The following is a 24,883-nucleotide window of genomic DNA, read 5'->3' on the forward strand; positions in this document are numbered from 1 at the left end:
TTCTCCTGATTGGATCCTGATTGCCTAGCTAGGACGCCGGGCGTGTCTCTTCAAGTGCGCTCTGCAAGTCCGGCGGCCCGGGCATTGGCTTCCAGATTGCGCTGGCGCGTGGTCAGGAAGACCAGCGCATCGGCGAGCTCGCTCTTCAGCGCCCAGTCCAGCGCCTCGGACGCGTCCTGTCCGGATCCGGCAGGTGCGTGCCCGGTCAGGACCTGTTTCACGCGCCGCGCCGCATACCACAGATCCCCGCGGGAAGCGGGCAGGGCGGATTTCGGGGCCGCACCGGCCATCACCTCGATTCCGATCACGCTCATCCCGGCCTGCCGGGCGCGCTGAAGGCGATCACGGGACGCCGTGTCCAGCCCGGCATTGACCGGGGCCATGATCGCGTCGAACGCACCCAGATCGATGGCCGTGTCCAACTCCGGCCCGCGGCCGCACACGCCGATATGGCGCAGCATGCCGCGTTCCTTGAAAGCTTCCAGCCGCCGGATCAGACGGGCATCCAATTCATCCGGAGACGGTCCGTGCAGAAGCAGAAGATCGATATGTCCACTGCCCAGGCGGTCCAGCGAGTCCTTGAAGGACATTTCCACCGCGCCGGGCGAGAAATCGCGTTTGCGCCCGGCATGGACGCCGGCCTTGGTCGTGATGAAGACCTGATGGCGGGGCACAGAGCGCAGCGCTTGCCCCAGGCGCTTTTCCGCCTCGCCATTGCCATAGGCCGGTCCGGTATCGAACAGGGTGACGCCCAGATCGACCGCTTGACGGATCAGGGATTGTGTCGCCGAGCGGGACAGGCCCAGTCCGGCATGAGGTCCGGTGACGCCGAAGCCGAGGCGGGAAAAGGCGGCGTCATCGATCATGTCACGCGTCCGGCGTGCGGGTTTCCAGGGCGAGTGCGTGCAGTTCGCCGCCCATCTTGTCGCCGAGAGCGGCATAGACCATCTGGTGCTGTTTCACGCGCAGCAAGCCTTTGAAGCTGGGCGAGGTCACCACGGCTTTCCAGTGATCATTGTCACCGGCCAGATCGGTCATCTCCACATCCGCATCGGGAATTCCGGCCTTGATCAGGGCGACGATGTCTTCTGCGGGCATGGGCATGGCGGTTTCCTCTTCATCTCAACAAGCCGTGAGCCGACGTGTTCGAGCCTTGTCTTGAACCCCAGGCAGGGGCGGGGTCATATCCGCCCAAGCTAATCACCCCAACCCGCCGGGAAAAGCCCATGAACACCGTCTTCACTGCCAAACTCGTCCTGCGCTGCAGCCTTGGCCTGATCAATCTGGCCGTTGCCGTCTTCTTCTTCTCCTCCGTCGCGATGGCCGGGGAGCAGTTCGTGGATGGAGAGGGGCGTCCGGTCGGTGGCTATGATGTGGTCACCTATCACACGGATGCCGCGCCGCTGACGGGCGATCCCGGCATTTCCGCCGACTATAATGGTGTCACCTGGTATTTCGCCAGCGAGGCCAATCGCGATCTCTTCCTGGCCCACCCCCAACGCTATGTGCCGGCCTATGACGGGCATTGCGCCTGGGCGCTGGCAGATGGCCGCAAGGTGCGCTCCGACCCGCTGGCCTATCGTGTGGTCGATGGTGTGCTCTACATGAATTTCTCGCCGCGTATCCAGCGACGCTGGGAAGAGGATATTCCGGGCTATCTTGAGCAGTCGGAAGCCCTCTGGCCCGAGCTGGAAAGCGAACCGGCGGCCCGTCCGCGCGGCGGATGGTTCTGATCGTGGGATAAGTGACGGAAATTTCATTGGGTCGTCCGGCGCAACATGGCACTCTCCCCGCTGATTTTCACTTGGGGGTGACCATGCGTTCCATTCTTCTGTCTCTTGTTCTGGCCACCTCATTGGGCGCCACCGCCTGTGCCACCATGCCCCGGCCCGATCCGGGTGTGGACGAGGCCCAGGTGCTGGAAGACCTGCGCATCCTGGCGGCTGACGACATGGAAGGCCGGGAAACCGGCACGGACGGCAATGCCCGTGCCCGCGCCTACATCATCGAGCGCCTGCAGGAACTGGGCATCCAGCCGGTCGGCGACAGCTATGAGCACAGCTTCACTTTCACGCCCCGCCGCAGTGGTGGGGCCGAGATGACCGGCGTGAACATCCTGGCGCATATTCCCGGCACCCATGGCGGCGAGCACACCATGGTGGTGACGGCGCACTATGACCATGAGGGCATGCGCGGCGGTCAGACCTGGAATGGCGCAGACGACAATGCCTCCGGTGTCGCCGGTGCACTGGCCATTGCCGAGGCCTTCACCCACACCACGCCGGACCATGATGTCATCATCGCCATTGTTGATGCTGAGGAAAAAGGCCTGCAGGGCGCACGCGCCTTCGTTGCCAACCCGCCCATCCCGCTGGAGAATATGGCCTTCAACCTCAATCTCGACATGCTCGCCATGTCCGAGGAGCGCATTCTCTGGGCGGTCGGGACCTATCACTATCCGGCCCTGACCCCGATCGTGGAAGATGTCGCGGCGCGCGCCCTCGTCTCCATGCCGATGGGGTATGACGAGCCGACCGATGTGCCGGGCGGGGACTGGACCAATCTCACCGACAGTGGTGCCTTCCACGCGGTCGGCATTCCCTTCATCTATCTCGGCGTGGATTTCCATCCCCACTACCATCAGCCGACGGACACCTATGAGAACATGACGCTCGACTTCTTTGTCGACGCCGTCCGGGCTTCGGTGGATTTCGCCCGCACGGCGGATGTCCGCCTGCCGGTGATTGCGGAGGCTGAACCGCGTCAGGCACCCCGCGTCGAGAAGTAGGCCAGCCATAAGCGCAGAGAAAAACACCCTCTCCGGCGGGAGAGGGTGTTTTTTTGTGCGTGCTGGACGCGAAAGCCTATTCCGCTGCTTCCGCCAGCTTGTCCATCAGGCCCGGCATCCAGCCTTCCCAGGCCGCGCGCAGGCGGTCCAGTTCCAGCGGATGGGCACCATTGACGGTGATCGCCGCGCCGCCCGCCAGGCCAACGACCTGGACGGGAATCTCTTCCGCCTTGGCGTCCTGCAGGATGGCGATGGCGTTTTCCTTTTCCGCCGCGATCAGATAGCGGGCCTGGTCCTCACCGAACAGGAAGCCGTGCATGGGCACATCGGCTTCCGGCTCGTGGGCCAGCTTGATGCCGCAATCCGAGGCCAGCGCCATGTCGGCGGCGGCACAGGCCAGACCGCCATCGGAAATGTCGTGACAGGCGGTCAGGCGACCGGCGCGGATCTGGTCGCGGACGAAATCGCCATGGGCTTTTTCCGTCTTCAGATCGACCAGCGGGGCCCCGCCATCTTCACGGCCCTCGATCTCCTTGAGATAGACCGAAGCGCCCATCGCGCCTTCCGTCTCGCCGACGACGAGCAGGATATTGCCCTCGGCCATGCCGCCGAAACCGGCGCGCTGGTCCATGTCCGGGATCAGGCCGACAGCGCCCACCGCCGGGGTCGGCGGAATGGCGACGCCATTGGTCTCGTTATAAAGGCTCACATTGCCCGACACGACCGGGAAGGAGAGGACGTCACAGGCTTCCGCCATGCCTTCGATACAGCCCACGAACTGGCCCATGATTTCTTCGCGTTCCGGATTGCCGAAATTCAGGCAGTCGGTGATGGCGATCGGATCGGCACCCGTGGCGGTGAGGTTGCGCCAGGCTTCGGCCACGGCCTGTTTGCCACCTTCATACGGGTCGGCAAAGCAATAGCGCGGCGTGCAGTCCGTGGTGATGGCCAGGGCCTTCTTGGTGCCGTGAACGCGCACGATCGCGGCGTCCGACGGATCCTCCGACGAGGCGGCGGTATCGGCCATCACGTGGCGGTCATACTGTTTCCAGATCCAGGCCTTCGACGCCATGTCCGGGCTGGACATCAGCTTCAGCAGGATGTCGCCCATATGGTCCGGCTTGGCGATGTCCTTGGCATTGAGCTGGGCCCGTGCTTCCGGCGGGAAATAGGGGCGCTCGTATTTCGGCGCATCATCGGCCAGCGGCGCGACCGGGATGTCGCACACGGTCTCGCCCTTGTGCGTCAGCACCATGCGGCCTGTATCCGTGGTCTCGCCGATCACGGCGACGTCCAATTCCCACTTCTTGAAGATGTCGTAGGCGACGTCTTCGCGGCCCGGCTTCATGATGACCAGCATGCGCTCCTGGCTTTCCGAGAGCATCATTTCATAGGTCGACATATTGGCTTCGCGCTGGGGCACCTTGTCCATGTCCAGATGGATGCCGATCCCGCCCTTGTCCGCCATCTCCACGGAGGAGGAGGTCAGGCCGGCCGCGCCCATGTCCTGGATGGCGGCGATCGCATCGGTCGCCATCAGTTCCAGACAGGCTTCGATCAGCTTCTTCTCGACGAAGGGGTCACCCACCTGCACGGTCGGGCGCTTTTCTTCCGACTGGTCGTCGAACTCGGCCGAGGCCATGGTCGCGCCATGGATGCCGTCGCGGCCGGTCTTGGAGCCGACATAGACGATCGGCTGGCCCGGCTCGGCACCGCGCGCATAGAAGATATTGTCCGTGTCCGCGAGGCCGACGGCCATCGCATTGACCAGGATATTGCCATTATAGCCGGCGTGGAAATTGGTCTCGCCGCCCACCGTGGGCACGCCGACGCAATTGCCGTATCCGCCGATCCCGGCCACCACGCCGGAGACCAGATGTGTGGTCTTGGCATGGTCCGGCGCCCCAAAGCGCAGCGCATTCATCAGCGCCACCGGGCGCGCGCCCATGGTGAAGACATCGCGCAGGATACCGCCCACACCCGTCGCTGCACCCTGATAGGGCTCGATATAGGACGGGTGGTTGTGGCTCTCCATCTTGAAGATACAGGCCTGGCCATCGCCGATATCGATCACACCGGCATTCTCGCCCGGCCCCTGGATCACCTTCTCACCCGACGTCGGGAATTTGCCCAGATGCGCGCGCGAGGATTTGTAGGAACAATGCTCCGACCACATGACCGAGAAAATGCCCAACTCGACCATGTTCGGGGCGCGGCCCAGACGGTCGAGAATGACAGCATATTCCTCGTCATTGATGCCGTGCTCTTTGACGATCTCGGCAGTGATGCCTTCGGCGTATTGGGTCATGGCGTTACGCGCTCCCCAGAAGGGATTCAAACAGTTTCAGCCCGTCCGTGCCGCCATGATTGGCGTCCACGGCGCGTTCCGGGTGGGGCATCATGCCCATGACATTGCCCTGCTCATTCGTGATGCCGGCGATGTCGCGGGCGGAGCCGTTCGGGTTGTTGCCATAGCGGAAGACGACCTGGCCTTCGCCTTCGATCCGGTCGAGCGTGTCGGCATCGGCAAAGTAATTGCCGTCATGGTGGGCGATCGGCACGATCAGCTCGGCGCCGCCTTCATAGTGCGAAGTGAAGCGCGTATTGGCGTTCTCGACCGTCAGCTTGGCTTTCTCGCAGACGAATTTCAGGCCCGCATTACGCATCAGAGCGCCTGGCAGGAGACCGCTCTCGGTGAGGATCTGGAAACCGTTGCAAACGCCCAGCACCGGCGCGCCTGTCGCGGCATGGGCCACGATGGCCGGCATGATCGCCGAGCGCGAGGCCATGGCGCCGCAGCGCAGATAGTCGCCATAGGAAAACCCGCCCGGCACCATGATGAATTCGGTGCCTTCAGGCAGGTCGCTTTCCTGGTGCCAGACCATGGCGGGTTTGTGCCCGGTGACCTTCTCGATCGCGTCGTGCGCGTCGCGGTCGCAATTCGAGCCGGGAAAGACAATGACGGCAGATTTCATGGGCGGCACCTGATCGGAAAGCGATTAGGGGCCTTCTACCCTCGTGTGTCCGGATTCGCGAGCCCTAAAACTGCTACCAGTCAAAGGGTGAGGCAGATTCGCGACGATCCGAGTACACACCAATCAGTCCGCGCATGAAGGCGGCCGGGAAAACACTCTCATGCTGTTCGCCGGGCAGGAGTTCGGCATTGAGTTTGAGATTGTCGTCCCGGCGGGATCGCAAGGCGTCAAACAGAACAAAGACATCGGTCGCCAGGCCGAATGTGTGTTCGCCTTCTCCTGCGGCCAGATAGACGCGGGTCTCGACCGGATATTCGGTCTCGCGCGTGGCGACTTCCGCGCGCATCACCCAGCGCTCATGCCGTGGGCGCAGCCAGTCATCCCACCACAGGGCCGGGGAAATGATCACATAGCGATTGAACAGGCCGGGGCGTTCCAGCAGCGCATAGGTCGCGCCAAGCCCGGAAGTGGACTTGCCGACCAGGACTCGGTCGCTGGGCGAGACGTCATAACGCGCCTCCACCAGCGGAATGATGGTGGTCTCGACATAGTCGAAAAAGGCGTCCGCGCCGCCTGATCCTTCCCAGTCCTGGGGGGAATTGTAGAGGAAATGGTCCTCGTCAGGGGTGAAGCTGGTCGGTGTGTAGTCCCGGGTCCGGTCGAACTCGTCGAAACTGTCTTCGCCATCTTCCTGATAGCCGATGCCGATGAAATAGCTCGACGGGATATAGTCGAAATATTCCTGATTATAACTCATCGACGCGGCCGGCGTGAAAAGCTGGCGGGCATCGAGCAGATAGACGCTGGAGGATTGCTCTCCCTCGGCCGGGCGGCGCAGAGGGGGACGGACATAGAGCCGGTAATTGATCCCGTTCGGTGCCGTGGGCAGGTCCAGAACCTCCACGCGATAGGGGTAGTTGAAGTCCCGGGGCTCCAGCGTTTCCGCCAGCGCCGCGATCTCGGAGTCCGGTTGAGCCGGAGGCTCACTGGATTGAAGTGCCAGGCTGAACAGCCCGGCCAGCATGATGGACATGAAATCTGTCCCCCCACTTACAATTTGTCCCCCGAGTACCGGCATTAGCCGGCTGAACCGCTCGGAGTGTCAATCGGGCGGGGCGCAGATTTCCGAATTGTAATCAGGACGTAAGGCGTCAGCCGTCCAGCTCGATCGAATAGCTCTCGATCACCGGGTTGGAGAGGAGTTTGGCGCACATTTCGTCGACGCGCTTGCGGGCGGCCTCGGCGTCATCGCCGGTCAGGTCCAGCTCGATCAGCTTGCCCTGGCGGGCCGCGGTGACCTCGTCATACCCCATATTGTGCAGGGCGCCGGCAACCGCCGCTCCCTGGGGATCAAGAACACCGGGTTTCAGATAGACGTGGATCTTGGCTTTCACGGGCTCGACTCGCTGTCTGGACGTGGATTTCGCCCTGCATAAAGCCAAGGACGCTTTCACGCAATTGACCGGGGCCTGATTATCAGCAGGGCAGGGATGCGAAGGGGCGGGGAGGGACATGTACCTTTGGTACGTGTCCCGGAAAATGACGGTCTCTCATGGGACACGTACCAAAGGTACATGTCCCTCAACAAAAAAGGCGCCACCTGCCGGCAGCGCCTCTTTCAAATCCAATCTCGGACGGAAAGCCTATTTGCCCTCGTCATTGGCCGGGGCCTGGCCGCTTTCCTTCATGATGCCGAGGCGTTTGGCGACTTCCGCATAGGCTTCGGTCACATTGCCCAGATCCTGGCGGAAGCGGTCCTTGTCCATCTTCTCATTGCTGTCCATGTCCCAAAGGCGGCAGCTGTCCGGGCTGATCTCGTCGGCCAGAACGGTGCGCACCATGTCGCCTTCATAATAGCGGCCGAATTCCAGCTTGAAGTCGACCAGGCGGATGCCGGCGGCGGAGAAGACGCCCGACAGATAGTCATTGATCCGCAGCGCCATGGCCATCATGTCGTCGATCTCCTGGGTCGAGGCCCAGTTGAAGGCCGTGATGTGCTCTTCCGACACCATCGGATCGCCCAGCTCGTCCTTCTTGAAATAGTATTCGACGATGGAGCGCGGTAGCTGCTCGCCCTCTTCAATGCCCAGGCGTTTGGAGATCGAGCCGGCGGCAACATTGCGCACCACGACTTCCAGCGGAATGATCTCCACCTGGCGCACGAGCTGTTCGCGCATGTTCAGGCGTTTGATGAAATGCGTCGGAATGCCGATCCGGCCAAGGCCGAGCATGATATACTCGGAAATCCGGTTGTTCAGCACGCCCTTGCCTTCCAGCGTCGCCTTTTTCTGGGCGTTGAAGGCGGTTGCGTCGTCCTTGAAATACTGGACCAGCGTTCCCGGCTCGGGACCTTCGTAAAGGATCTTGGCCTTGCCTTCGTAGAGTTTCTTGCGGCGGGACATGGGCGGATGCTCCGGCAGGGCCTGGGGCGTTTGGGGCCTCAGGCCGGTAAAAAGCGCGGCGCGGTCCGAATCGATTTCCGGACCGCGCGTCGAAGGGGGAAAATACTGGGCGCAGCGTCCCTCTGCAACGCTTTGCCGCGGTGCGGCAGTGTGATCAGCCTGAAACATTGATTTAGCCCGTCGGGCAAGCTAGTCACACCAACAGACAAACATCGCCAAGGAGGCACCCATGTCGGGTCTGGACGATCGCGAAAAAGGCTATGAGAACAAGTACGCGCACGATCAGGAGATCGAGTTCAAGGCGAACGCGCGCCGTAACAAGCTGCTGGGTCTCTGGGCCGCCGAGAAAATGGGCCTGGAAGGCGACGCTGCCGCTGAATACGCCAAATCCGTCGTGATCGCGGATTTCGAGGAAGCCGGCGATGACGACGTCTTCCGCAAGGTGCGCGCGGATTTCGACGCCAAGGGCGTCGAGCTCTCCGACCACCTTCTGCGCAAGGAGATGGACGAACTGCTCGCCAAGGCGCGCCAGCAGATCCAGTCCGAAGGCTAGTCCTTCACGACACCCCAAAAGAAAAAGCCCCGGTCCTGCCGGGGCTTTTTTGTTGTCGGGTTCTAAGCCCTCCTAGACCTCTTCGCCGGCCTCGATCCGGTCGACCACGAGCATCCAGCGTTCCACGGCTTCGCGGATTTCATCGCGGCCATACTGCATGGTGACGATCTCGAAGACCTGGCCGGTTTCGCGGTCCATCAGAACGAGGAAACCCGTACCGCCGGCAAACTGGTCGTAGACCTCTTCAATGCCTTCCTCGACCGCCAGGTCGCGCACGCCGTCGCGCTGGCCCCAGGTGAAGTTGAAGCGCACCCAGTCGACATCAGCGCTCTCGCCGAGTTCTTCGCGAACATCCTCGATGCGCGGTTCCAGGATGCGGCAGGCGCCACACCAGGAGGAGCGGAACATGGCCGCCACCAGGCGCGGCTCGCTGCTGGTTTCGCTCATCATGGCAGCATCATCCTGCCAGGAGGCGCGCACGAAATTCGGCCCCAGGAAAGCGGCCATGGCGGCCAGAACGACAATCGCAAAACGCATCAGGATACCCCTTTGAACTCGCCCGGGATTTAGAACGTTCCGCGCCCTTCGTCAGCTCATTTCTTGATCACGCCTGCGTCATGCTTTCCGGCAGGCTCAATCCCGCGCGCTCATTGTCCCAGATCATGGCGATGATCTGCCAGCGCCCGCTTTCACCCTTGTAGAAGTGGAAGGCATTGATACCGCGCCGCTCGGGCCTTTCATCATCGGGATGATGCTTGGCCTCATAGCTCGACCAGGCCTGCGCCATGTTTCCGAAGACCTCGATCCGGTTGACTAGGGCGATCTCGTAAAAATCCATCTGGCGCAGGACGGCATCCGCATTGGCGGCATATTCATCCGGCGCAAAGGCTTCCAGCCAGGGCTTTCCGTCTTCATCCACACCGGTGCGGATCTGGCGGCTCATCGGATGGAAGATTGCCTCCTGGCGCGACCAGTCTCGCGGACCGGCCGGTCCGGAGATCATCGCATAGCATTCGGTAATGACGCGCTCGATCTCGGCCTTGTCGGCCGCCAGACTGGCCTCGCTCATTCCGCCGGTTCCGGCTTTTCCAGCCCGGGCAGCCCATCAATGCTCACCGCATTGCCGGCATAGCGCTTTTCCTTCCACTCCTCGTCCGTGCGATGCGCATTGACGCGGACCAGCTGGTCGCGCTCGCCGGCGAAATCGTAGAAGGGCACGCCCCAGCCGCAACTGTCCTGCACCCGGTCGATCTTCGCCGTGAAAATCGTGCGCACCTTGGGGAAGTCCGGGAAGAGGGCGGCTTTCTCGGCGAACCCTTCCTCCTCGAAGGACACGGCTTCGGCCTGGCCATAAAGACGCAGAATGTTCGGCGCGCCTTCAAAGGCACAGAACATGAAGGTGATTCGCCCGTTCTGGCGCACATGCGCCAGTGTCTCGATCCCCGACCCGCCCAGATCCAGATAGGCAACCTCATTGGGGCCCAGGATCCGGAAACTGTCATAACCCTTGGGCGACACATTCACATGCCCGCCGTCTCCGGACGGGGCCGTGGCGACGAAGAACATCTTCTGCTTCTCGATGAAAGCCTTGATGCGCTCGTCGATATGGGGGTGGAGTTTCATGGGGGGCAGGTTAGGCGCGCCGCGGGTGAGCGCAACTCACAATTTGGCAATTCTCACCGCGCCAATTCAAATTGTCATCCCGGCCGAATGGCATGCGCCGGGCATCCATACGGGATGACAAAAAGTGGGTTTGAACCGGGCTGGGCAACCCCTTCTCCCTGGGGAGAAGGTGCCGCGAAGCGGCGGATGAGGGGGGACGGCAAGGTCTGTCCAAACGCACCCAAACCGGGATTTCCCCCGCCCCCGGCGCATGCGCGCCACCCTCTCCCCGGGGGAGAGGGAGTTTTCGTTTCGGCGGCCCTACTCCCCAAACACCCGCTTAAAAATCGTGTCCACATGCTTCATGTGGTAGGCCTCGTCGAAACAGGCCTCGATCTGCTCGTTCGACAGGAGGGCGGTGACACCCTCATCCGCCTTGAGGTGATCGACCAGCATGCCGCCCTCATCCCAGGTCTTCATTCCATTGCGCTGGACCAGGCGATAGCTGTCCTCGCGGGAGGCGCCGGCCTGGGTCAGAGCCAGCAGGACGCGCTGGGAATTATGGATCCCGCCATAGGCGTTGAGGTTCTCCGCACAGCGGTCGGCATGCACGATCAGGCCCTCGATCATCCCGGCAGTCCGGTGCAGGGCGAAATCCAGATGGACATTGGCGTCCGGGCCGATGCCGCGCTCGACGGAGGAGTGGGAAATGTCCCGCTCATGCCACAGCGCCACATTCTCCATCGCCGGCACGACAGCGGAGCGCACCAGGCGCGCCTGGCCGGTCAGGTTTTCCGTCAGGATCGGATTGCGCTTGTGCGGCATGGCCGAGGAGCCCTTCTGGCCCGGGGAGAAATACTCCTGGGCTTCGCGGACTTCGGAACGCTGAAGATGGCGCACTTCAATGGCGATATTCTCGATGGCCGAGGCGATCAGGCCCAGAACGGCAAAATAATTGGCGTGGCGGTCGCGCGGGATGACCTGGGTGGAGACCGGCTCCACCGTAAGGCCCATCTGCTTGGCGACATGTTCTTCCACCGCCGGATCGACATTGGCAAACGTGCCGATCGCGCCGGAAATCGCACAGGTCGCGATCTCGTCACGGGCGCGCACCAGGCGTTCGCGATTGCGGTCGAACTCGGCATAGAAGCGGGCAAACTTCAGACCCATCGTCGTCGGCTCGGCATGGATGCCGTGCGAGCGGCCGATACAGGCGGTGTATTTGTGCTCTTCCGCGCGCTTCTTCAGCGCCGCCAATACCCGGTCCATTCCCACCAGCAGCAGGTCGGCGGATTGTTTCATCTGTACCGCGAGGCAGGTGTCCAGCACGTCCGAAGAGGTCAGGCCCTGGTGGACGAAACGGCTTTCCTCGCCGACATGCTCGGCCAGATGGGTCAGGAAGGCGATGACATCATGCTTCACTTCCCGCTCGATCTCATCGATCCGCGCCACGTCAAACTCGACGTCTTTCGCTTTCCAAACGGCATCGACCGCCGATTGCGGCACCACACCCAGCTCCGCCAGCTTCTCCGTCGCGTGCGCCTCGATCAGATACCAGATCTTGTACTTGTTCTGGTCCGACCAGATGGCGGCCATTTCCGGACGGGTATAGCGGGGGATCATGAGCGGGCTCCGTGCTCCGAGCATTTTCAGCAAAAGTGGAAACCGGTTTTGCGGTTCGAAAATGCGACCTTCAAAGACTCAACGGCGCACAGCGTCGTTGGAAGACTGAAGCGCGGGGGATGCGACGGAATGGGCCCGGGGTCAAGATTGAGGGGTGCAGGGGAGGTATGCGGTGGATGGTGCAGGGCCCGATGCACACCCCCTCTCCCCCGCTGGGGAGAGGGTGGCGCGCAGCGCCGGGTGAGGGGCGCGCGGCAGGGCCGCGCAGGAAAATTCCGGCTCAAACCGATTTTTGATAACTCAGCTGTTCGGTCTTGATCCCGGCCCGTCTGTACCAGGCGGGCGTTTGGTCGTCGTTTTGCGTTCCCAACCATTCGAGATCGCGATTGACCCGTCCGGCATCGCGTTTGCGGTGATAGGCCTGGATCGATGTCCAGCTATCGATGTGGCGGCTCATTCCACTGGCATCGGTCACACCAAAGCGAAGGACCAGCCAGGTCTGGAAGAAGGGCTCTCCCCATCCCGATGGTGGGCCGGCATGCACCAGACGGTAGCCGGCCACATACTGACCGGGCGTCTGAAGGCGGAAAGCCAGGTGAAAGGCCGTATAGAGAATCCAGCCGGGAAAGATCAGGCCGCCGGCCGAAGCCGTGTGCGCATGTCCCAGCACGCTCGCGGGGATGTCTCCGGATATCTGGAAGGAATTCAGCGCCAGGAGAATGATGAGGGCCGGCATGGCCAGAGCGGCACTCATCAGGCTGATATCGACCACCGCCGCGATCAACCGCTGAGTGGTCGTGGCGGGCGCCAGGCGGGTTTCGGCCGGTTCAGCCGGGCGGCCGAGCCAGAGAAGGCCGACAGCCAGCAACAGGCTCACCGCATTGATCCTGTCCAGCTGCGCCAGAACAGGCTCCAGCACGCTGCGCTCCCAGCCGTCCAGATCGCGATAGACATCCGATCCGGACAACCAGTTCAGGCCCACTGGCACAAGCCAGAGGGCTGGGGCCAGTCCGGCCAGCACAAAGCGGGGAAAGACGAATCCGGGCATGCCGCATGATCACCCGTGCTGCGTGTTGATCAAGCGGGAAGGCGAGGTTTTGAATGCCGCCCCCTGATCAGTCCGTGCTGATCGCCTCCACACCACTGACCCGGTTCCACCAGGCCGGTTGGGCTTTCGGTGTAATCGCAAGAAGCAGGGTGAAGAAAGCACCGGCATGGGCAAGCATGGCCAAAACCGTATTTACGATCCCGGTCCTGATCGGGTTCTTCCGGGCTATGGTGCGATAACTCATGATCCTTTGGCCAAAACTGGCTTGACCGGTTGTAACGGACCGAACGCTCCGCACGACAAGAGACAGCATCAAGATCGGCATCAGGGCCTGCACGCCGGTTGCGCTTGGATCCGGCAGGAGCAGGGCGATTGCGATCACGACCGGGGTGACAAGGATTGACCAGGCCATCATGTCGAACACAAAGGCCCAAAAGCGCGTTGTGACGTTGACAGGAGTGGCCGGGAGGTCCGGCCCCTGTTGCAAGGGATACACCAGCAGTCCCGTCAGAAAGGCGATGCCGATCAGCGCATGGAACGTCAAAAGCGTAACGGGATCTGAAGTGGCGCTGGCACGAAACATCCCAGTCTGGATGAATTGCGGCAGCATTGCCGAAACCGGTGTCGCGATGCCCCAGAACATCCGGCGGGAATGACGCTGCTCACTGCCGGGAGTGCGGCCGCTCAGATAGGCCGGACTGGATTTCTTCACATCGCCCCCCAATCCACATCCCCATGCCGGTCCAGCGTCACCGCCCCGTCCGGCATCGCGTACTTCAACCCCGATCCGCAATTGAACAGCACGCATTCTGCGTCGCGGGCGACCAGCCCATCCCCCATCGCCTTTTCCATCGCGGCCAGCGTTGCGGCGCCTTCGGGGCAGAGCAACAAACCATCCTCACGCGCGCACCGCGTCCGGGCGGTTTCGATCGCCTCTTCCGATACCGCCAGGGCCGCGCCGCCGCTGTCGCGGACGGCATCCAGGATCAGGAAATCGCCGATCGCCTTGGGCACGCGAATGCCCATGGCCGCCGTCTTGGCGTCCATCCATTCATCGGCATGGCGGGCGCCGTCCTCGTAAGCCTTCACGATCGGCGCACAGCCCTCGGCCTGGACGGCGAACATTTTGGGGCGTTCCGATCCGATCCAGCCGAGCTTTTCTATCTCGTCGAAGGCCTTCCACATGCCAATCAGGCCGGTGCCGCCGCCGGTCGGGTAGAAGATGGCGTCGGGCACGCGCCAGCCCAGCTGGGCGGCGAGTTCCAGTCCCATCGTCTTCTTGCCCTCGATCCGGTAGGGCTCCTTCAGCGTGGAGACGTCAAACCAGCCCATCTTGTCCTTGCCCGCGCCCACCAGGGCACCGCAATGATGGATGAAGCCGTTGACCTTGAAGACCTTGGCGCCCTGCAGCGCCATTTCGCGCAGATTGGCCTCCGGCGTGTCCTCGGGGGCAAAGCAATAGCTCTCCATCCCCATCCGGCTGGCATAGGCCGACATGGCCGCACCGGCATTGCCATTGGTCGGCATGGCCAGGCGCTTGATCCCGAAAGAGTGCGCCATCGCCACGGCGAGGGCGAGGCCGCGCGCCTTGAACGAGCCGGTCGGCAGCCGCCCCTCATCCTTCACCCAGACCCTGCCCGTCGCGCCCGACGCCTTGCCCGTGGCTGGTACATCGATCAGCGGCGTATCCAGTTCGCCTAGAGCGCAGACATCCGCATCATCCGCCACCGGCAAAAGCTCACGCCATTTCCAGAAACCGCCCTCGCGCGCCCAGACCGCGTCCCGGTCCGTTGCGGCCTTGACCGCCTCCAGATCATAGCGCGCCAGCAGCGGCTTGCCCGCACTTGAGAGATTGTGCGGATGGCCGGTCTCATACCGCTCCCCGGTCTCGGAACAGTCCAGATGCGTGAAATAATTCGAATAGGCTGACATCTAGTCCTCGGTCTCATTCGGGGTTGAAAGCGTGATCTGGCCCCAGATGGCGGCCAGGGCCAAGCGCAGATTGCGCAAGGACCAGGGCCGGGTGTCGATCCGGCGGCCGGCGACCCAGGTTCCGATCACCTCAGCCCGCTCACCGGCTTCAATCGCTGTCACCGGGTCCCGGTCGAACCAGGTCAGGTCCGCCCGCTTGCCAATCTCCAGCGTGCCGATCTCGTCTTCCAGCTGCAGCTGGGTGGCAGCACCCCGTGACATAAAAATAAGCGATGTTTGCGCGTCGATGGCACGGCCGATCACCGATCCTTCTCGCGCTGTTCGATCAACGGGAAGCGCCATCACCCGCATCGCATCAATCGCGGAAGCCGGGTGGTCGCCATGGATTGTCACGACGGCTCCAGCCTCAACGGCTTGGGCAATCGGCATGTAGCGCGCGGCCCGTTCCGAACCGAACATATCGGCCAGCCGATGGCCGTAATTGCCGATATGGTCCGGGAAAAAGCCCAGAGAAACCGACAGGTTACCGGCCTGCTCGATCTGCTCCGGTGTGATCAGGGCGAGATGCTCCATGCGGTGCATCTGGGTGTGGGACGGGTCCGCGCTGCGGGCCTGGGCGATGGCCTCCAGAGCCGTTTGCACCGCCCGTTCCCCCTGGGCATGGAAAGCCACTTGCTCGCCACGCTGATGGGCGGCCAGGGTGAGGGCGCGAATCTGCTCTTCCGGCATGGATAAGGGCGCCATCCAGCCGGGCTCCAGATGCAGGACATCCCGGTTGAAATCCGTGTTTTCATAGGGTTCGGCCGTCGCTGCGCCGCCGGTGAAGGGCGAGCCATCCACCCACATCTTGATCCCGGCGAAGCGTCGGATCGCCACGTCCGGATCGCTGCCGTCGAACAGGGCGCGGCCGCGCTCGGCGTCCTGTGGTGCCGTGTAGAGCACGGTGTTGAGCGAGGGCATATCGCCGCCCGCCGCCGCGCGCAGCACGCCCAGCGGATCCTCCGCCCGTCCCACGAGCGAGGCGATACCAATGGTCGTATAGCCAGCCCGCGCATAGCGGTCATATTCCGCTGCCAGCAACCAGGTCAGGGCGGGGTCCGACGCGCCCGGAATGGCATCCATCAGCGAGCGCACGGCATTCACCTCGACGAGACGTCCGGTCAGCGCGCCCGCCTCATCCCGCTCGAAATAGCCGTCATGCGGGTCCGGCGTTTCGCGTGTGATCCCGGCGGCTTGCAGGGCCGCGCTATTGGCAAAGGCCTCGTGCATCATCTGGGTCAGGATCACCAGCGGGCGGTCCGGTGAGAGGGCATCCATTTCCTGAAGGCTCGGCGGGGTCAGCCCGTCCAGCATGACCGGGTCCCAGCCAAAAGCGATGCTCCAAGGCGAGGGCCCCGGATGGGCCACGCCCTCCGCGATCGCGTCCATGATCGCGTCTCGTGTGCTGTAGCGTGTGCCGGAGATATCAATCGCCGTGGAGAGCAGGGCCGAGGCCAGTGGATGCGTGTGCGGCTCGATCAGGCCCGGCGTCAGCGTGCCGCCGTCCAGGTCCACCCGCGCCACCAGCCAGGGCGCTTGCGCCAGCACCTCATCCCGCGACCCCAGCGCCACAATCCGCCCGTCACGCACATGCATCGCCTCCACGATCCCGGCCCCGGACATCGTCCGGATTTCCCCGTTCAGGAAAACCAGGTCCCGCGGGGATTGCGGCGTGTGAGCGAGGCCGGTGAAGACACCGATGAGGAGGGCCAGAAGTCCGGCCAAGCCAAGGAGAATCCGTTTCATCTCCCCAGCCTACATCAACCCCAACGTCTTGAAACTCGCCGTATTCTCCCGGCCGATCACCAGATGGTCGTGGACCACGATTTCAAAGGGCTGACAGATCTCCATCAGGGAGCGGGTCATCTCGATATCAGCCTGGCTCGGCGTGGCATCACCGGAGGGGTGATTGTGCACCAGGATGAGGGCAGAGGCCTCATGGGCAAGGGCGCGTTTGACGACTTCGCGCGGATAGACCGGGGCGTGGTCGATCGTGCCGCGGCCCAGAACTTCGTCGGCGATCAGCTTGTTCTTGCGGTCCAGGAAGAGCACGCGGAACTCCTCCGTCGTCGCGTGTTGCATGGCGGTGCGGCAGTAATTGATTAGCGCCGACCATGACGCGATCAGCGGCCGGCCGATCACCTGTTCGCGCGCCAGACGCTCTGACAGCGCCTTGATCAGTTTGAGCTCTGCGGCCGTCTTTTCCGAGACGCCCTTCACTTCGACCAATTGCTCGATCGGGGCCGAGGCGACCCCGCCCAGATCCCCGAAGCGGGCGATCAGGTCCTTGGCGATGGGCTTGGTGTCGCGCCGCGGAATGCAGCGGAAGAGGTAGAGTTCCAGCAGCTCATAATCGTGAAGTGCCAAACCACCCGCTGAGGTTAGCTTTTCGCGCAGCCGGTCCCGGTGACCTGTATGCGGCGCGAGCTCCGGCATGGATCAGATATTGTAGGGGGGCTTGTGCAGGCCCTTGGGGGAAGTGGTGAAAATCTCCACCCCGTCCTCGGTGACACCCACGGAATGCTCGAACTGGGCGGAAAGGGATTTGTCCCGCGTCACCGCCGTCCAGCCATCGGAAAGAACTTTCACATCCGGCCGGCCCAGATTGAGCATGGGTTCGACCGTGAAGAACATGCCCGGCTTGAGTTCCGGACCTTCACCATGCTCGCCGAAATGCAGCACATTCGGGCTGTCATGGAAGTTCTGGCCCAGGCCATGACCGCAGAAATCGCGAACGATGGAACAGCGGCGGGCCTCGGCATATTCCTGGATGATCGCCCCGATCGTGCCCAGCGTGACGCCCGGCTTGATCGCATTGATCCCGGCCATCATGGCCTCATAGGTCGTGTCGACCAGGATTTCGGCTTTCCGCTTGGGTTCGCCGGCAATGTACATGCGGCTCGTATCGCCGTGCCAGCCATCCACGATCACCGTCACATCGATATTGACGATATCGCCATTCTTCAGCGGTTTTGGACCGGGAATGCCGTGACAGACGACATGGTTGATCGAGGTGCACAGCGAGTGCCGGTAACCGCGGTAGAAGAGCGTGGCCGGCGTCGAGCCATGGTCGAACGCATATTCGCGGGCCAGGCGGTCCAGATACTCCGTCGTGACGCCCGGCTTCACTTCCGCCGCCATGAGATCGAGGATTTCAGCGGCCAGCCGGCCAGCCTTGCGCATGCCGGCAAAGCCTTCCGGGCCATGCAGTTTGATACGGCCATCGCGCGGGGCGGAAGCGGCCGTGTCGTCACTCACGATTTCATAGGCAGTCGTCAAAGCAATCGTCCTTGTTTGACCCATATATACAAAAGCGCGCGCCGTTTGGAACGGCGCGCGCCTGCATTTTGTTCATTGGGCCTGACGCTATTCGGCGTCCTGGCCGAACAGGTTTCCGAAGAAGCTGTCCTCATTCCAGGCCGGAAGCTCGTCACTATCCGCGATTTCCCGGGCGATCATGTAGTTGATATTGGCAAATTTCGCGCCCTGATCGAACAGGACTTCCAGCTCGCCATCCAGCTGATCGGTCTGGGTGTGGTAGTGGGTGTTGAGGAAGCCCATGAAGCCTTCGCCCTCATCCCAGCGCGGGTCCGGAGAGGAGAAGCCGGTCATCAGGAAGAGTGACGGCACGCCCTGACGCACGAAATTATAGTGGTCGGAGCGCACGAAGAGGGATTGTTCCGGCAGCGGGTCTTCGCTGACGGCAATGCCCAGGCGGGCGGCTGCGCGCGTCGCGATCGGGCCCAGATTGGAGTGGTTGGCACCAAAGGCGACCACGTCGGCGAAATCATAGACGATCACCGGCATGTCGAGGTTCACATTGGCGACAATCTGGTCGGCCGGAACCGTCGGGTTGCGGGCATAATGCTCCGAACCCAGCAGGCCCTTTTCTTCGGCGGCCAGGGCCACGAAGACGACCGAACGGCGCGGAGCGCCTTCTTCCAGGAAGGTGCGGGCCGTTTCCAGCATGATGGAAACGCCGGACGCATTGTCCACGGCACCATTGCAGATCGCATCCTCATCATCGGAGGAGCGGCAGGCACCGCTGGCGCGCATGTCGTCATCGATGTGACCGATATGGTCCAGGTGCGCCGTCAGCACGACATATTCATCGGCCAGTTCCGGGTCCGTGCCGCGGATCATGCCGACCACATTCGGGTCGGTGAAGGGCTCGGACAGGGTCCGCTGGCGCATGGTCACCGTATGCGGGAGTTCAAAGCGCGGATAGGTCGGCTCGTCGGCTTCCATGGCCGCCTGAACCTCTTCCAGGCTCATTTCGGCGCCCTCGAACAGACGGGCCGAGAGTTCGGCGCTGGTATTGGCCGAGACCTGGACCTGGTCATAGCCGGACGGGCCGGTGGCCACGGTCAGACGCGTGCTGGGACGGCTGCCGAAGTTTTCGACAATGCCGGCCAGGCGTTCATCGGACCAGCTGGTCAGACCAATCATGCCGATCGCGCCATGGGCGGCGGCGACATTGCGCTTGGTCGTGCTTGAGCCATGGTGGGCGCGCTCTTCGGACAGGCCTTCAAAGACCTCGCCCGGCACGCCGCCCATCACGACGACGATCTTGCCCTCGACATCCAGGCCTTCATAGTCGTCATGACCGCGATTGGCAGCCGAGATGCCATAGCCCACAAAGACCAGCTCGCCGGTCACTTCCGCTTCCAGCACGGACGGGTTGGTCGAGACCATCACGCTATTGCCATGGGCAAAGGTTTCGCCGTCCAGGGTGAACTGGTTGTAGTCCGCGTCAGCCGTCACATCCTGCATCGGCACGTCGGCGAAATATCCGCCATCCTGACCCGCCGGCTCGAGGCCCAGCAGGCGCATTTGAGAGGCGACATAGTTCGCCGCGATCTCATAACCGTCAGAGCCGGCATCGCGGCCCTGCATATAGTCCGATGCCAGGAAGCGGATATGGGCTTCGATATTCGTCGAGCTCACATCCGGAACGAAGGGCGCGTCGGCGGCGGTGTCAGTCGTTTCACCCTGACACGCAACGAGCGCGAGGCCGGCCAGTGCCGGAACCAGATACTTCATGAAGGCCTCCCCCTAAGAGGTACAAAAAATCCTCGCGGACTATAGGCCTGGCAGGCGGGGGCACAATGTTACGGGAGATTAATCTGCAGCGGCGAGGGCTTCGGCGACCTCGGGCAGAACCGAATAATGTTCCTGGAAAATTGGCGTCATGCGCGCCGGACGTCCCGTGGATAGCTGAAAACACACAACTTTCGTCAGTGCGCGGAAGACGGTGACACCATCGCTCACGCGGCGGAACTGGTAGCGGCGTTCCGCACGCAGCCGCCGGTCCGACTGGGTGATCCAGACCGCACATTCCAGCTCATCGCCGACATGGACATGGCCCAGATAGTCCGCCTCGGTCCGGATGATGGCGATGCCCCGGTCTTCATCGCCGCAGGCTTCCATGGAATAGCCCTTGGAAAACCAGTGCGTCCACGCGGCCTCGTCGGCCCATTCCAGATAGCGGGCATTATTGGCGTGGCCGAAGGCATCCATCGCCGCCTCGGTCACGGTGACGCGGTGGATATAGGGGGAGGGCAGGTCCCAATCGCTGTCCGCCATGGCTTTAAAGCTCCACTGTCATCGGCTTGGTCACTGTGATGCCGTCCGTCGAGACATCACAGGCATAGGCCAGCACGTCCACCCCGGCCTTGGCGGCATCGCGCAGGGCCTGGGCATAGACCGGATCCGTGTCTTCTGCCGGGCGCAGCGTGTGGCAGTCATTGCGCTGGACGATGAAGAGCTGCACCGCCCGGTCACCCTGGGAAACCTGGTTGCTCAACTCGCCCAGATGCTTGGCACCGCGGCTCGTCACCCCGTCCGGGAATTCCGCAATCCCGACACCGCGCTGCCAGTGGACATTCTTGATCTCCACCCAGCAATTGCGCCGCCCTTCGCTTTCCAGCAGGAGGTCGATGCGGGAATTCTCACCATATTTCACTTCCCGGCGCAGACTGTCATAGCCGGTCAGCTCGGCGATCACGCCGGCTTTCACGGCCTCTTCCGCCAGGGCATTGGCGGTATTCGGCAGCGCGCCGATGATCGTGCCCTCGGCCTCCACCAACTCCCAAGTGTATTTCAGCTTGCGCTTGGGATTGTCCGATCTGGACAACCAGACTTTCAGGCCCGGCTCCTTGATGCCGGTCATGGCGCCGGTATTGGCGCAATGGGCGGTCACGGTCTCGCCGTTCTCCAGCACCACATCGGCGAAGAAGCGCTTATAGCGTTTGACCAGCTGGCCGGGGATGAGTTCGGTCGGAAATTTCATGGCTTGGACTTCTTTGCTTTCGCCTCATATACCCGGGTTTAGATGTCGTTTGAGGGGTAAATCACATGGCCGAGGCGAAACGGGTCACCGCATCTGTCCTCCTGATCGGGGATGAAGTCCTGTCCGGACGCACCCAGGACAAGAATCTCCAGCAGATCGCCCGCTTCCTCGCCCCGCTCGGTATCAATGTCGTGGAATGCCGCGTCGTGCCGGATATCGAGGACGAGATTGTCGAGGCCGTGAACACGCTGCGCGCCAAGACCGATTATGTCTTCACCACGGGCGGGATCGGCCCGACCCATGACGACATCACCGCTGACAGCATCGCCAAGGCCTTTGGCATGTCGATCGATGTCCGCGCCGATGCGATGGAGATCATCGAGCACTGGTATGCCAAGACCCAGACCCCCGTCACCGAGAGCCGCAAGCGCATGGCCCGCATTCCGGAAGGCTCCAGCCTGATCGAGAATCCGGTTTCCGGCGCGCCCGGCTTCCAGACGGAGAATGTCTTCACCATGGCCGGCGTGCCCGCCATCTGCCGCGGCATGCTGGAAGACATCGCTCACCGTCTCGAGAAGGGCGCCGTCACCCTGTCCCGCTCGGTGAAGGGCGATAATCTGCGCGAAGGCGAGATCGCCGAGGCGCTGGGCGCGCTGCAGGACGAAAATCCGAACGTCTCGATCGGCTCCTATCCCTATTTCATGGAAGTGAAGGACGGGAAGATCAAACGCGGCACCCATCTCGTCGCCCGCTCCACCGATAGTGCCGAGCTGGACGCCGTCATCGACGCCCTGACGAACATGGTCAGCGATCTGGGCTATGCCCCGCGGGTGGATCCGGAAGACTAAGCACGCCCGCCCAAACCAACCCGCCCCCAAATCGCCCCGATTTCGTCTTTTCCCTGCGCAGATTGGCTTTCACCTTTCCGGTCGAGGGAAGACAAGGGAAGGGGAGATGCCATGAAACGGGCACTCTTGCTGGCCAGCGCCATCGGCGTGGCCGTTGCCGGCTGTACAGCCACGATCGATAACCAGCGTGAACGTCAAAGCGCTGAAGAAATGGCACCGCCATCTCCGCCGCCTCCCGCTCCGCCACCGCCGCCCGCTCCGCCCCCGCCGCCCGGCGGCTATGCGTCCGCCGACATGGTCGCAGTGACGGCCGCCCGCTTCGCCAGCAGCCCGCGTCCCCCCGTCATCATTGGCCAGCCCGCACCGGAAGACCGGGAGCGCTATGAGGATGTCGACGCCAACCCGGTCATCTCCACCGCCGACGAACCCGTCTCCACCTTCTCCATCGATGTCGACACGGCCAGCTATGCCGTGGTGCGCGACTATCTGATGGATGGGGATCGTCTGCCGCCCTCCGATGCCGTGCGCATCGAGGAGATGATCAATTATTTCGATTATGACTATGCCCTGCCGGACGGTCCCGAAGAGCCCTTCGCCACCCATGTCACGGTCACGCCCAATCCGTGGAATGCCAATACCCAGCTCATGCATGTCGGCATCCAGGGTTTCGAGATCATTCCCGACGAGCGTCCGCGCGCCAATCTGGTCTTCCTGATCGATGTTTCCGGCTCGATGAATTCCCCGGACAAGCTGCCGCTCGCCGTGCAGGCCATGCACATGCTGGTCGACGAGCTGGAGCCGGACGACACCGTCTCCATCGTCGTTTATGCCGGGGCCGCCGGGGCCGTGCTGGAACCGACCCGGGCTCGCGACAGCCGCCGCATTCACGAGGCCCTCGACCGTCTGAGTGCAGGCGGCTCCACCGCCGGCGGGGCAGGTCTGGCTCTGGCCTATGATTTCGCCCGTCAGAATTTCGACGAGGATGCGGTCAATCGCGTCATGCTGCTCACCGATGGGGATTTCAATGTCGGTGTGACGCGCGATGAAAGCCTGGAAGACTATGTCGCCCGCCAGCGCGACAGCGGCATCTATCTCTCCGTGATGGGTTTCGGGCGCGGCAATTACAATGACCAGCTCATGCAGACCATCGCCCAGGCCGGCAATGGCACGGCCGGTTATATCGACAGCCGCCGCGAGGCGCGCCGCATGCTGGTCGAGGAGAGCTTCTCCTCGCTCTTCCCGATCGCCAATGATGTGAAAATCCAGGTCGAGTTCAATCCGGCCCGCGTCGCCGAATATCGGCTCATCGGTTATGAGACACGTCTGCTGGACCGGGCCGATTTCAATAATGACGCCGTGGATGCCGGCGAGGTCGGTTCCGGCCATGCCGTCACCGCCATCTACGAGATTGCAGCACCGGGTTCTGAAGGCGTGCTGATGGATCCGTTGCGCTATGGCGGCAATAGTGAACCCGCCGCAGACCTGTCCGGCGAATTCGGCCTTGTCCGCCTGCGCTACAAAGAACCGGGCGAGGATGAGAGCATCTTGATGGAACGCACCGTCACCGATGCCGACGCGGTGGAGCGCTTCATGGATGCGGACAGCGAGGTCCGTTTCTCCGTCTCCGTCGCCGGCTTCGCCCAGATCTTGCGCGGCGATCCCTATCTGGCCGGGGACTATTCCTTCGACAGCGTCATCGGCGCCGCTTCCGGCGCGCTGGGGGAAGACGAGTTCGGCTATCGCGCCGAATTCATCGACCTCGTCGAACGCGCGCAAGCGCTCTCGGAAGAGGTGACCAAGCCGTAACTGCGGTGAAGCGCCAGAGGGGCTGATACCCCCTCTGGCCCCGCCCCCGAAGGCGTGTAGGATCGCCCCGCACACCAGCCGCGGGCGTGGCGGAATTGGTAGACGCAGCAGACTTAAAATCTGTCGGCCGCAAGGTCATGCCGGTTCAAGTCCGGCCGCCCGCACCAGGTTTTGATCTCACGGCAGTTCGCTGCGCGAACGCCTCCGATGGGGCGGCGCATCAGGCGCCGGCGCGCAGGCGCGCTTGCGGGCCGTTGGCCCGGTGCTAACCCCGCTTCTTCCGCGGCATCATCCACATCAGCCGGTAGATCGTCAGCACGACCCCCGCCAGACCAAACACGATCGACACCGCCGCGAACATCTTGATCCACCAGGAATTGAAATTCTCCCGCGTGTCCCAATCCATGATGTGCAGGCCCCAGAAGAAGTCATAGACGCGCCACAGTGTGGTGCGCACGGCGCGGAGTTCGCCGGTCTGGGAGTTGATGTAGAAGGTCGCCGGGTCTTCCGGGCCAAACTCGAACCGCCAGGCGGGCACGCCCAGCCCGGCTTCGCGCGGCGGAGTGTCCAGGCGGTCCTGGGAGACCAGCTCACCCTCACCGGCATAGCGGAAGAGCGCGATCTGGCGGGCGAGGTCTTCAGAGACCGGGGTGAGGTCGGCACCGGTGCGGGCATCCACCATGGCGGGGCCATTTTCGGTGGTCAGGCGCCAGACCGGTCCACCGGCCAGCCAGCCGGTCGTCGCATCGGTGACCGGTGAGGTCTGCGTCGCCAGCACGTCGGCCAGGGGCAGGGCGTCCTCCGCCCAGTCGATGGAGGCTTCCTGCACGGGCGTGCGCAAATGCTCGCCGCGCACGGTCTCGATATCCCACAGCACCATGATCAGGCCGGAGATCAGCCACAGCATTACCTGGACGCCGACCACCAGGCCCAGCCAGAGATGGATCTGACCCATCAGTCGAAACAGTTTCATGC

General features: G+C 62.8%; 26 protein-coding genes and 1 tRNA gene. 6 read left to right on the forward strand and 21 right to left on the reverse strand.

The features are described from left to right. Positions 1-50: 50 nt before the first annotated feature. Together I0K07_RS06430 and I0K07_RS06435 are read right to left on the reverse strand one after the other, a co-directional pair. Positions 51-866 (reverse strand): aldo/keto reductase, encoded by an 816-nt coding sequence (locus I0K07_RS06430; RefSeq protein WP_203292018.1) that lies wholly within the window; start codon positions 864-866, stop codon positions 51-53. Position 867: 1 nt separating this feature from the next. Beyond that, positions 868-1,104: a BolA family protein gene (locus I0K07_RS06435; RefSeq protein WP_203292019.1), complete on the reverse strand. Its 237-nt coding sequence runs from the start codon at positions 1,102-1,104 to the stop codon at positions 868-870. 122 nt (positions 1,105-1,226) lie between these two features. Here I0K07_RS06435 and I0K07_RS06440 point away from each other — a divergent pair, with 122 nt between their 5' ends. Continuing rightward, complete coding sequence (locus I0K07_RS06440; RefSeq protein WP_203292020.1) at positions 1,227-1,733, forward strand: YHS domain-containing (seleno)protein; 507 nt, start codon at positions 1,227-1,229, stop codon at positions 1,731-1,733. Positions 1,734-1,816: 83 nt separating this feature from the next. After that, positions 1,817-2,788, forward strand: coding sequence for a M20/M25/M40 family metallo-hydrolase (locus I0K07_RS06445; protein ID WP_203292021.1), 972 nt, complete (start codon positions 1,817-1,819; stop codon positions 2,786-2,788). 76 nt (positions 2,789-2,864) lie between these two features. Here I0K07_RS06445 and purL read toward each other — a convergent pair whose 3' ends face one another. The 5 genes from purL to purC all read right to left on the reverse strand — a co-directional run bounded on the left by purL (position 2,865) and on the right by purC (position 8,165). After that, positions 2,865-5,096, reverse strand: a complete 2,232-nt coding sequence (gene purL / locus I0K07_RS06450) for a phosphoribosylformylglycinamidine synthase subunit PurL (protein WP_203292022.1) — start codon at positions 5,094-5,096, stop codon at positions 2,865-2,867. Positions 5,097-5,100: 4 nt separating this feature from the next. Continuing rightward, on the reverse strand, positions 5,101-5,763 hold the full coding sequence (gene purQ, locus I0K07_RS06455) for a phosphoribosylformylglycinamidine synthase subunit PurQ (RefSeq protein ID WP_203292023.1): 663 nt from the start codon (positions 5,761-5,763) through the stop codon (positions 5,101-5,103). Between the two features lie 73 nt (positions 5,764-5,836). After that, complete coding sequence (locus I0K07_RS06460) at positions 5,837-6,796, reverse strand: alpha/beta hydrolase (RefSeq protein ID WP_203292024.1); 960 nt, start codon at positions 6,794-6,796, stop codon at positions 5,837-5,839. 118 nt (positions 6,797-6,914) lie between these two features. Continuing rightward, a complete protein-coding gene (purS, locus tag I0K07_RS06465; protein WP_203292025.1) occupies positions 6,915-7,157 on the reverse strand; it encodes a phosphoribosylformylglycinamidine synthase subunit PurS in 243 nt (80 codons plus the stop codon). Between the two features lie 249 nt (positions 7,158-7,406). After that, positions 7,407-8,165: a phosphoribosylaminoimidazolesuccinocarboxamide synthase gene (gene purC, locus I0K07_RS06470; RefSeq protein WP_203292026.1), complete on the reverse strand. Its 759-nt coding sequence runs from the start codon at positions 8,163-8,165 to the stop codon at positions 7,407-7,409. A 229-nt stretch (positions 8,166-8,394) separates the two neighbouring features. Between purC and I0K07_RS06475 the strand changes: the two genes are divergently transcribed. Beyond that, complete coding sequence (locus I0K07_RS06475) at positions 8,395-8,718, forward strand: DUF1476 domain-containing protein (RefSeq protein WP_203292027.1); 324 nt, start codon at positions 8,395-8,397, stop codon at positions 8,716-8,718. A 72-nt stretch (positions 8,719-8,790) separates the two neighbouring features. On the opposite strand, the gene I0K07_RS06480 is transcribed toward I0K07_RS06475, so the two are convergent. From I0K07_RS06480 to sfsA, 13 genes are all read right to left on the reverse strand, one after another. Continuing rightward, positions 8,791-9,255 carry a thioredoxin family protein gene (locus I0K07_RS06480; RefSeq protein WP_203292028.1) on the reverse strand — a complete coding sequence of 155 codons (465 nt, stop codon included), beginning with the start codon at positions 9,253-9,255 and terminating at the stop codon, positions 8,791-8,793. Positions 9,256-9,322: 67 nt separating this feature from the next. After that, positions 9,323-9,787 (reverse strand): hypothetical protein, encoded by a 465-nt coding sequence (locus I0K07_RS06485; protein WP_203292029.1) that lies wholly within the window; start codon positions 9,785-9,787, stop codon positions 9,323-9,325. After that, positions 9,784-10,341, reverse strand: coding sequence for a pyridoxamine 5'-phosphate oxidase family protein (locus I0K07_RS06490; RefSeq protein ID WP_203292030.1), 558 nt, complete (start codon positions 10,339-10,341; stop codon positions 9,784-9,786). The genes I0K07_RS06485 and I0K07_RS06490 overlap by 4 nt, the downstream gene beginning before the upstream one ends. A 300-nt stretch (positions 10,342-10,641) precedes the next feature. Next, positions 10,642-11,943 (reverse strand): adenylosuccinate lyase, encoded by a 1,302-nt coding sequence (gene purB / locus I0K07_RS06495; protein ID WP_203292031.1) that lies wholly within the window; start codon positions 11,941-11,943, stop codon positions 10,642-10,644. Between the two features lie 280 nt (positions 11,944-12,223). Then, on the reverse strand, positions 12,224-12,991 hold the full coding sequence (locus I0K07_RS06500; protein ID WP_203292032.1) for an RDD family protein: 768 nt from the start codon (positions 12,989-12,991) through the stop codon (positions 12,224-12,226). Positions 12,992-13,058: 67 nt separating this feature from the next. After that, entirely contained in the window at positions 13,059-13,703 is a 645-nt protein-coding gene (locus I0K07_RS06505; RefSeq protein ID WP_203292033.1) for an RDD family protein, read from the reverse strand. Next, positions 13,700-14,923, reverse strand: coding sequence for a threonine synthase (locus I0K07_RS06510; protein ID WP_203292034.1), 1,224 nt, complete (start codon positions 14,921-14,923; stop codon positions 13,700-13,702). The genes I0K07_RS06505 and I0K07_RS06510 overlap by 4 nt, the downstream gene beginning before the upstream one ends. Beyond that, positions 14,924-16,708, reverse strand: a complete 1,785-nt coding sequence (locus I0K07_RS06515) for an amidohydrolase (RefSeq protein WP_203292035.1) — start codon at positions 16,706-16,708, stop codon at positions 14,924-14,926. It lies immediately after the preceding gene. Between the two features lie 9 nt (positions 16,709-16,717). Next, on the reverse strand, positions 16,718-17,329 hold the full coding sequence (gene radC / locus I0K07_RS06520; RefSeq protein WP_238934623.1) for a RadC family protein: 612 nt from the start codon (positions 17,327-17,329) through the stop codon (positions 16,718-16,720). A gap of 72 nt (positions 17,330-17,401) precedes the next feature. Beyond that, positions 17,402-18,241, reverse strand: a complete 840-nt coding sequence (gene map / locus I0K07_RS06525) for a type I methionyl aminopeptidase (RefSeq protein WP_275297460.1) — start codon at positions 18,239-18,241, stop codon at positions 17,402-17,404. A gap of 87 nt (positions 18,242-18,328) precedes the next feature. Beyond that, the gene (locus I0K07_RS06530; RefSeq protein WP_238934625.1) at positions 18,329-20,005 is read right to left on the reverse strand and encodes a M28 family metallopeptidase; all 1,677 of its coding nucleotides are present in this window, start codon (positions 20,003-20,005) and stop codon (positions 18,329-18,331) included. 78 nt (positions 20,006-20,083) lie between these two features. Continuing rightward, positions 20,084-20,548, reverse strand: a complete 465-nt coding sequence (locus I0K07_RS06535; RefSeq protein ID WP_203292038.1) for an acyl-CoA thioesterase — start codon at positions 20,546-20,548, stop codon at positions 20,084-20,086. A gap of 4 nt (positions 20,549-20,552) precedes the next feature. Next, on the reverse strand, positions 20,553-21,254 hold the full coding sequence (gene sfsA, locus I0K07_RS06540) for a DNA/RNA nuclease SfsA (RefSeq protein WP_203292039.1): 702 nt from the start codon (positions 21,252-21,254) through the stop codon (positions 20,553-20,555). 65 nt (positions 21,255-21,319) lie between these two features. On the opposite strand from sfsA, the gene I0K07_RS06545 reads away from it, so the two are divergent. From I0K07_RS06545 to I0K07_RS06555, 3 genes are all read left to right on the forward strand, one after another. Continuing rightward, on the forward strand, positions 21,320-22,102 hold the full coding sequence (locus I0K07_RS06545) for a competence/damage-inducible protein A (RefSeq protein ID WP_203292040.1): 783 nt from the start codon (positions 21,320-21,322) through the stop codon (positions 22,100-22,102). Positions 22,103-22,213: 111 nt separating this feature from the next. Beyond that, on the forward strand, positions 22,214-23,908 hold the full coding sequence (locus I0K07_RS06550; protein ID WP_203292041.1) for a vWA domain-containing protein: 1,695 nt from the start codon (positions 22,214-22,216) through the stop codon (positions 23,906-23,908). An 80-nt stretch (positions 23,909-23,988) separates the two neighbouring features. Further along, a tRNA-Leu gene (locus I0K07_RS06555) sits at positions 23,989-24,075 on the forward strand. A 98-nt stretch (positions 24,076-24,173) separates the two neighbouring features. On the opposite strand, the gene I0K07_RS06560 is transcribed toward I0K07_RS06555, so the two are convergent. Beyond that, the gene (locus tag I0K07_RS06560; RefSeq protein ID WP_203292042.1) at positions 24,174-24,881 is read right to left on the reverse strand and encodes a PepSY domain-containing protein; all 708 of its coding nucleotides are present in this window, start codon (positions 24,879-24,881) and stop codon (positions 24,174-24,176) included. Between the last annotated feature and the right edge of the window lie 2 nt (positions 24,882-24,883).

Source organism: Maricaulis parjimensis (assembly GCF_016817355.1).
In the GTDB taxonomy this organism is placed as follows: domain Bacteria; phylum Pseudomonadota; class Alphaproteobacteria; order Caulobacterales; family Maricaulaceae; genus Maricaulis; species Maricaulis parjimensis.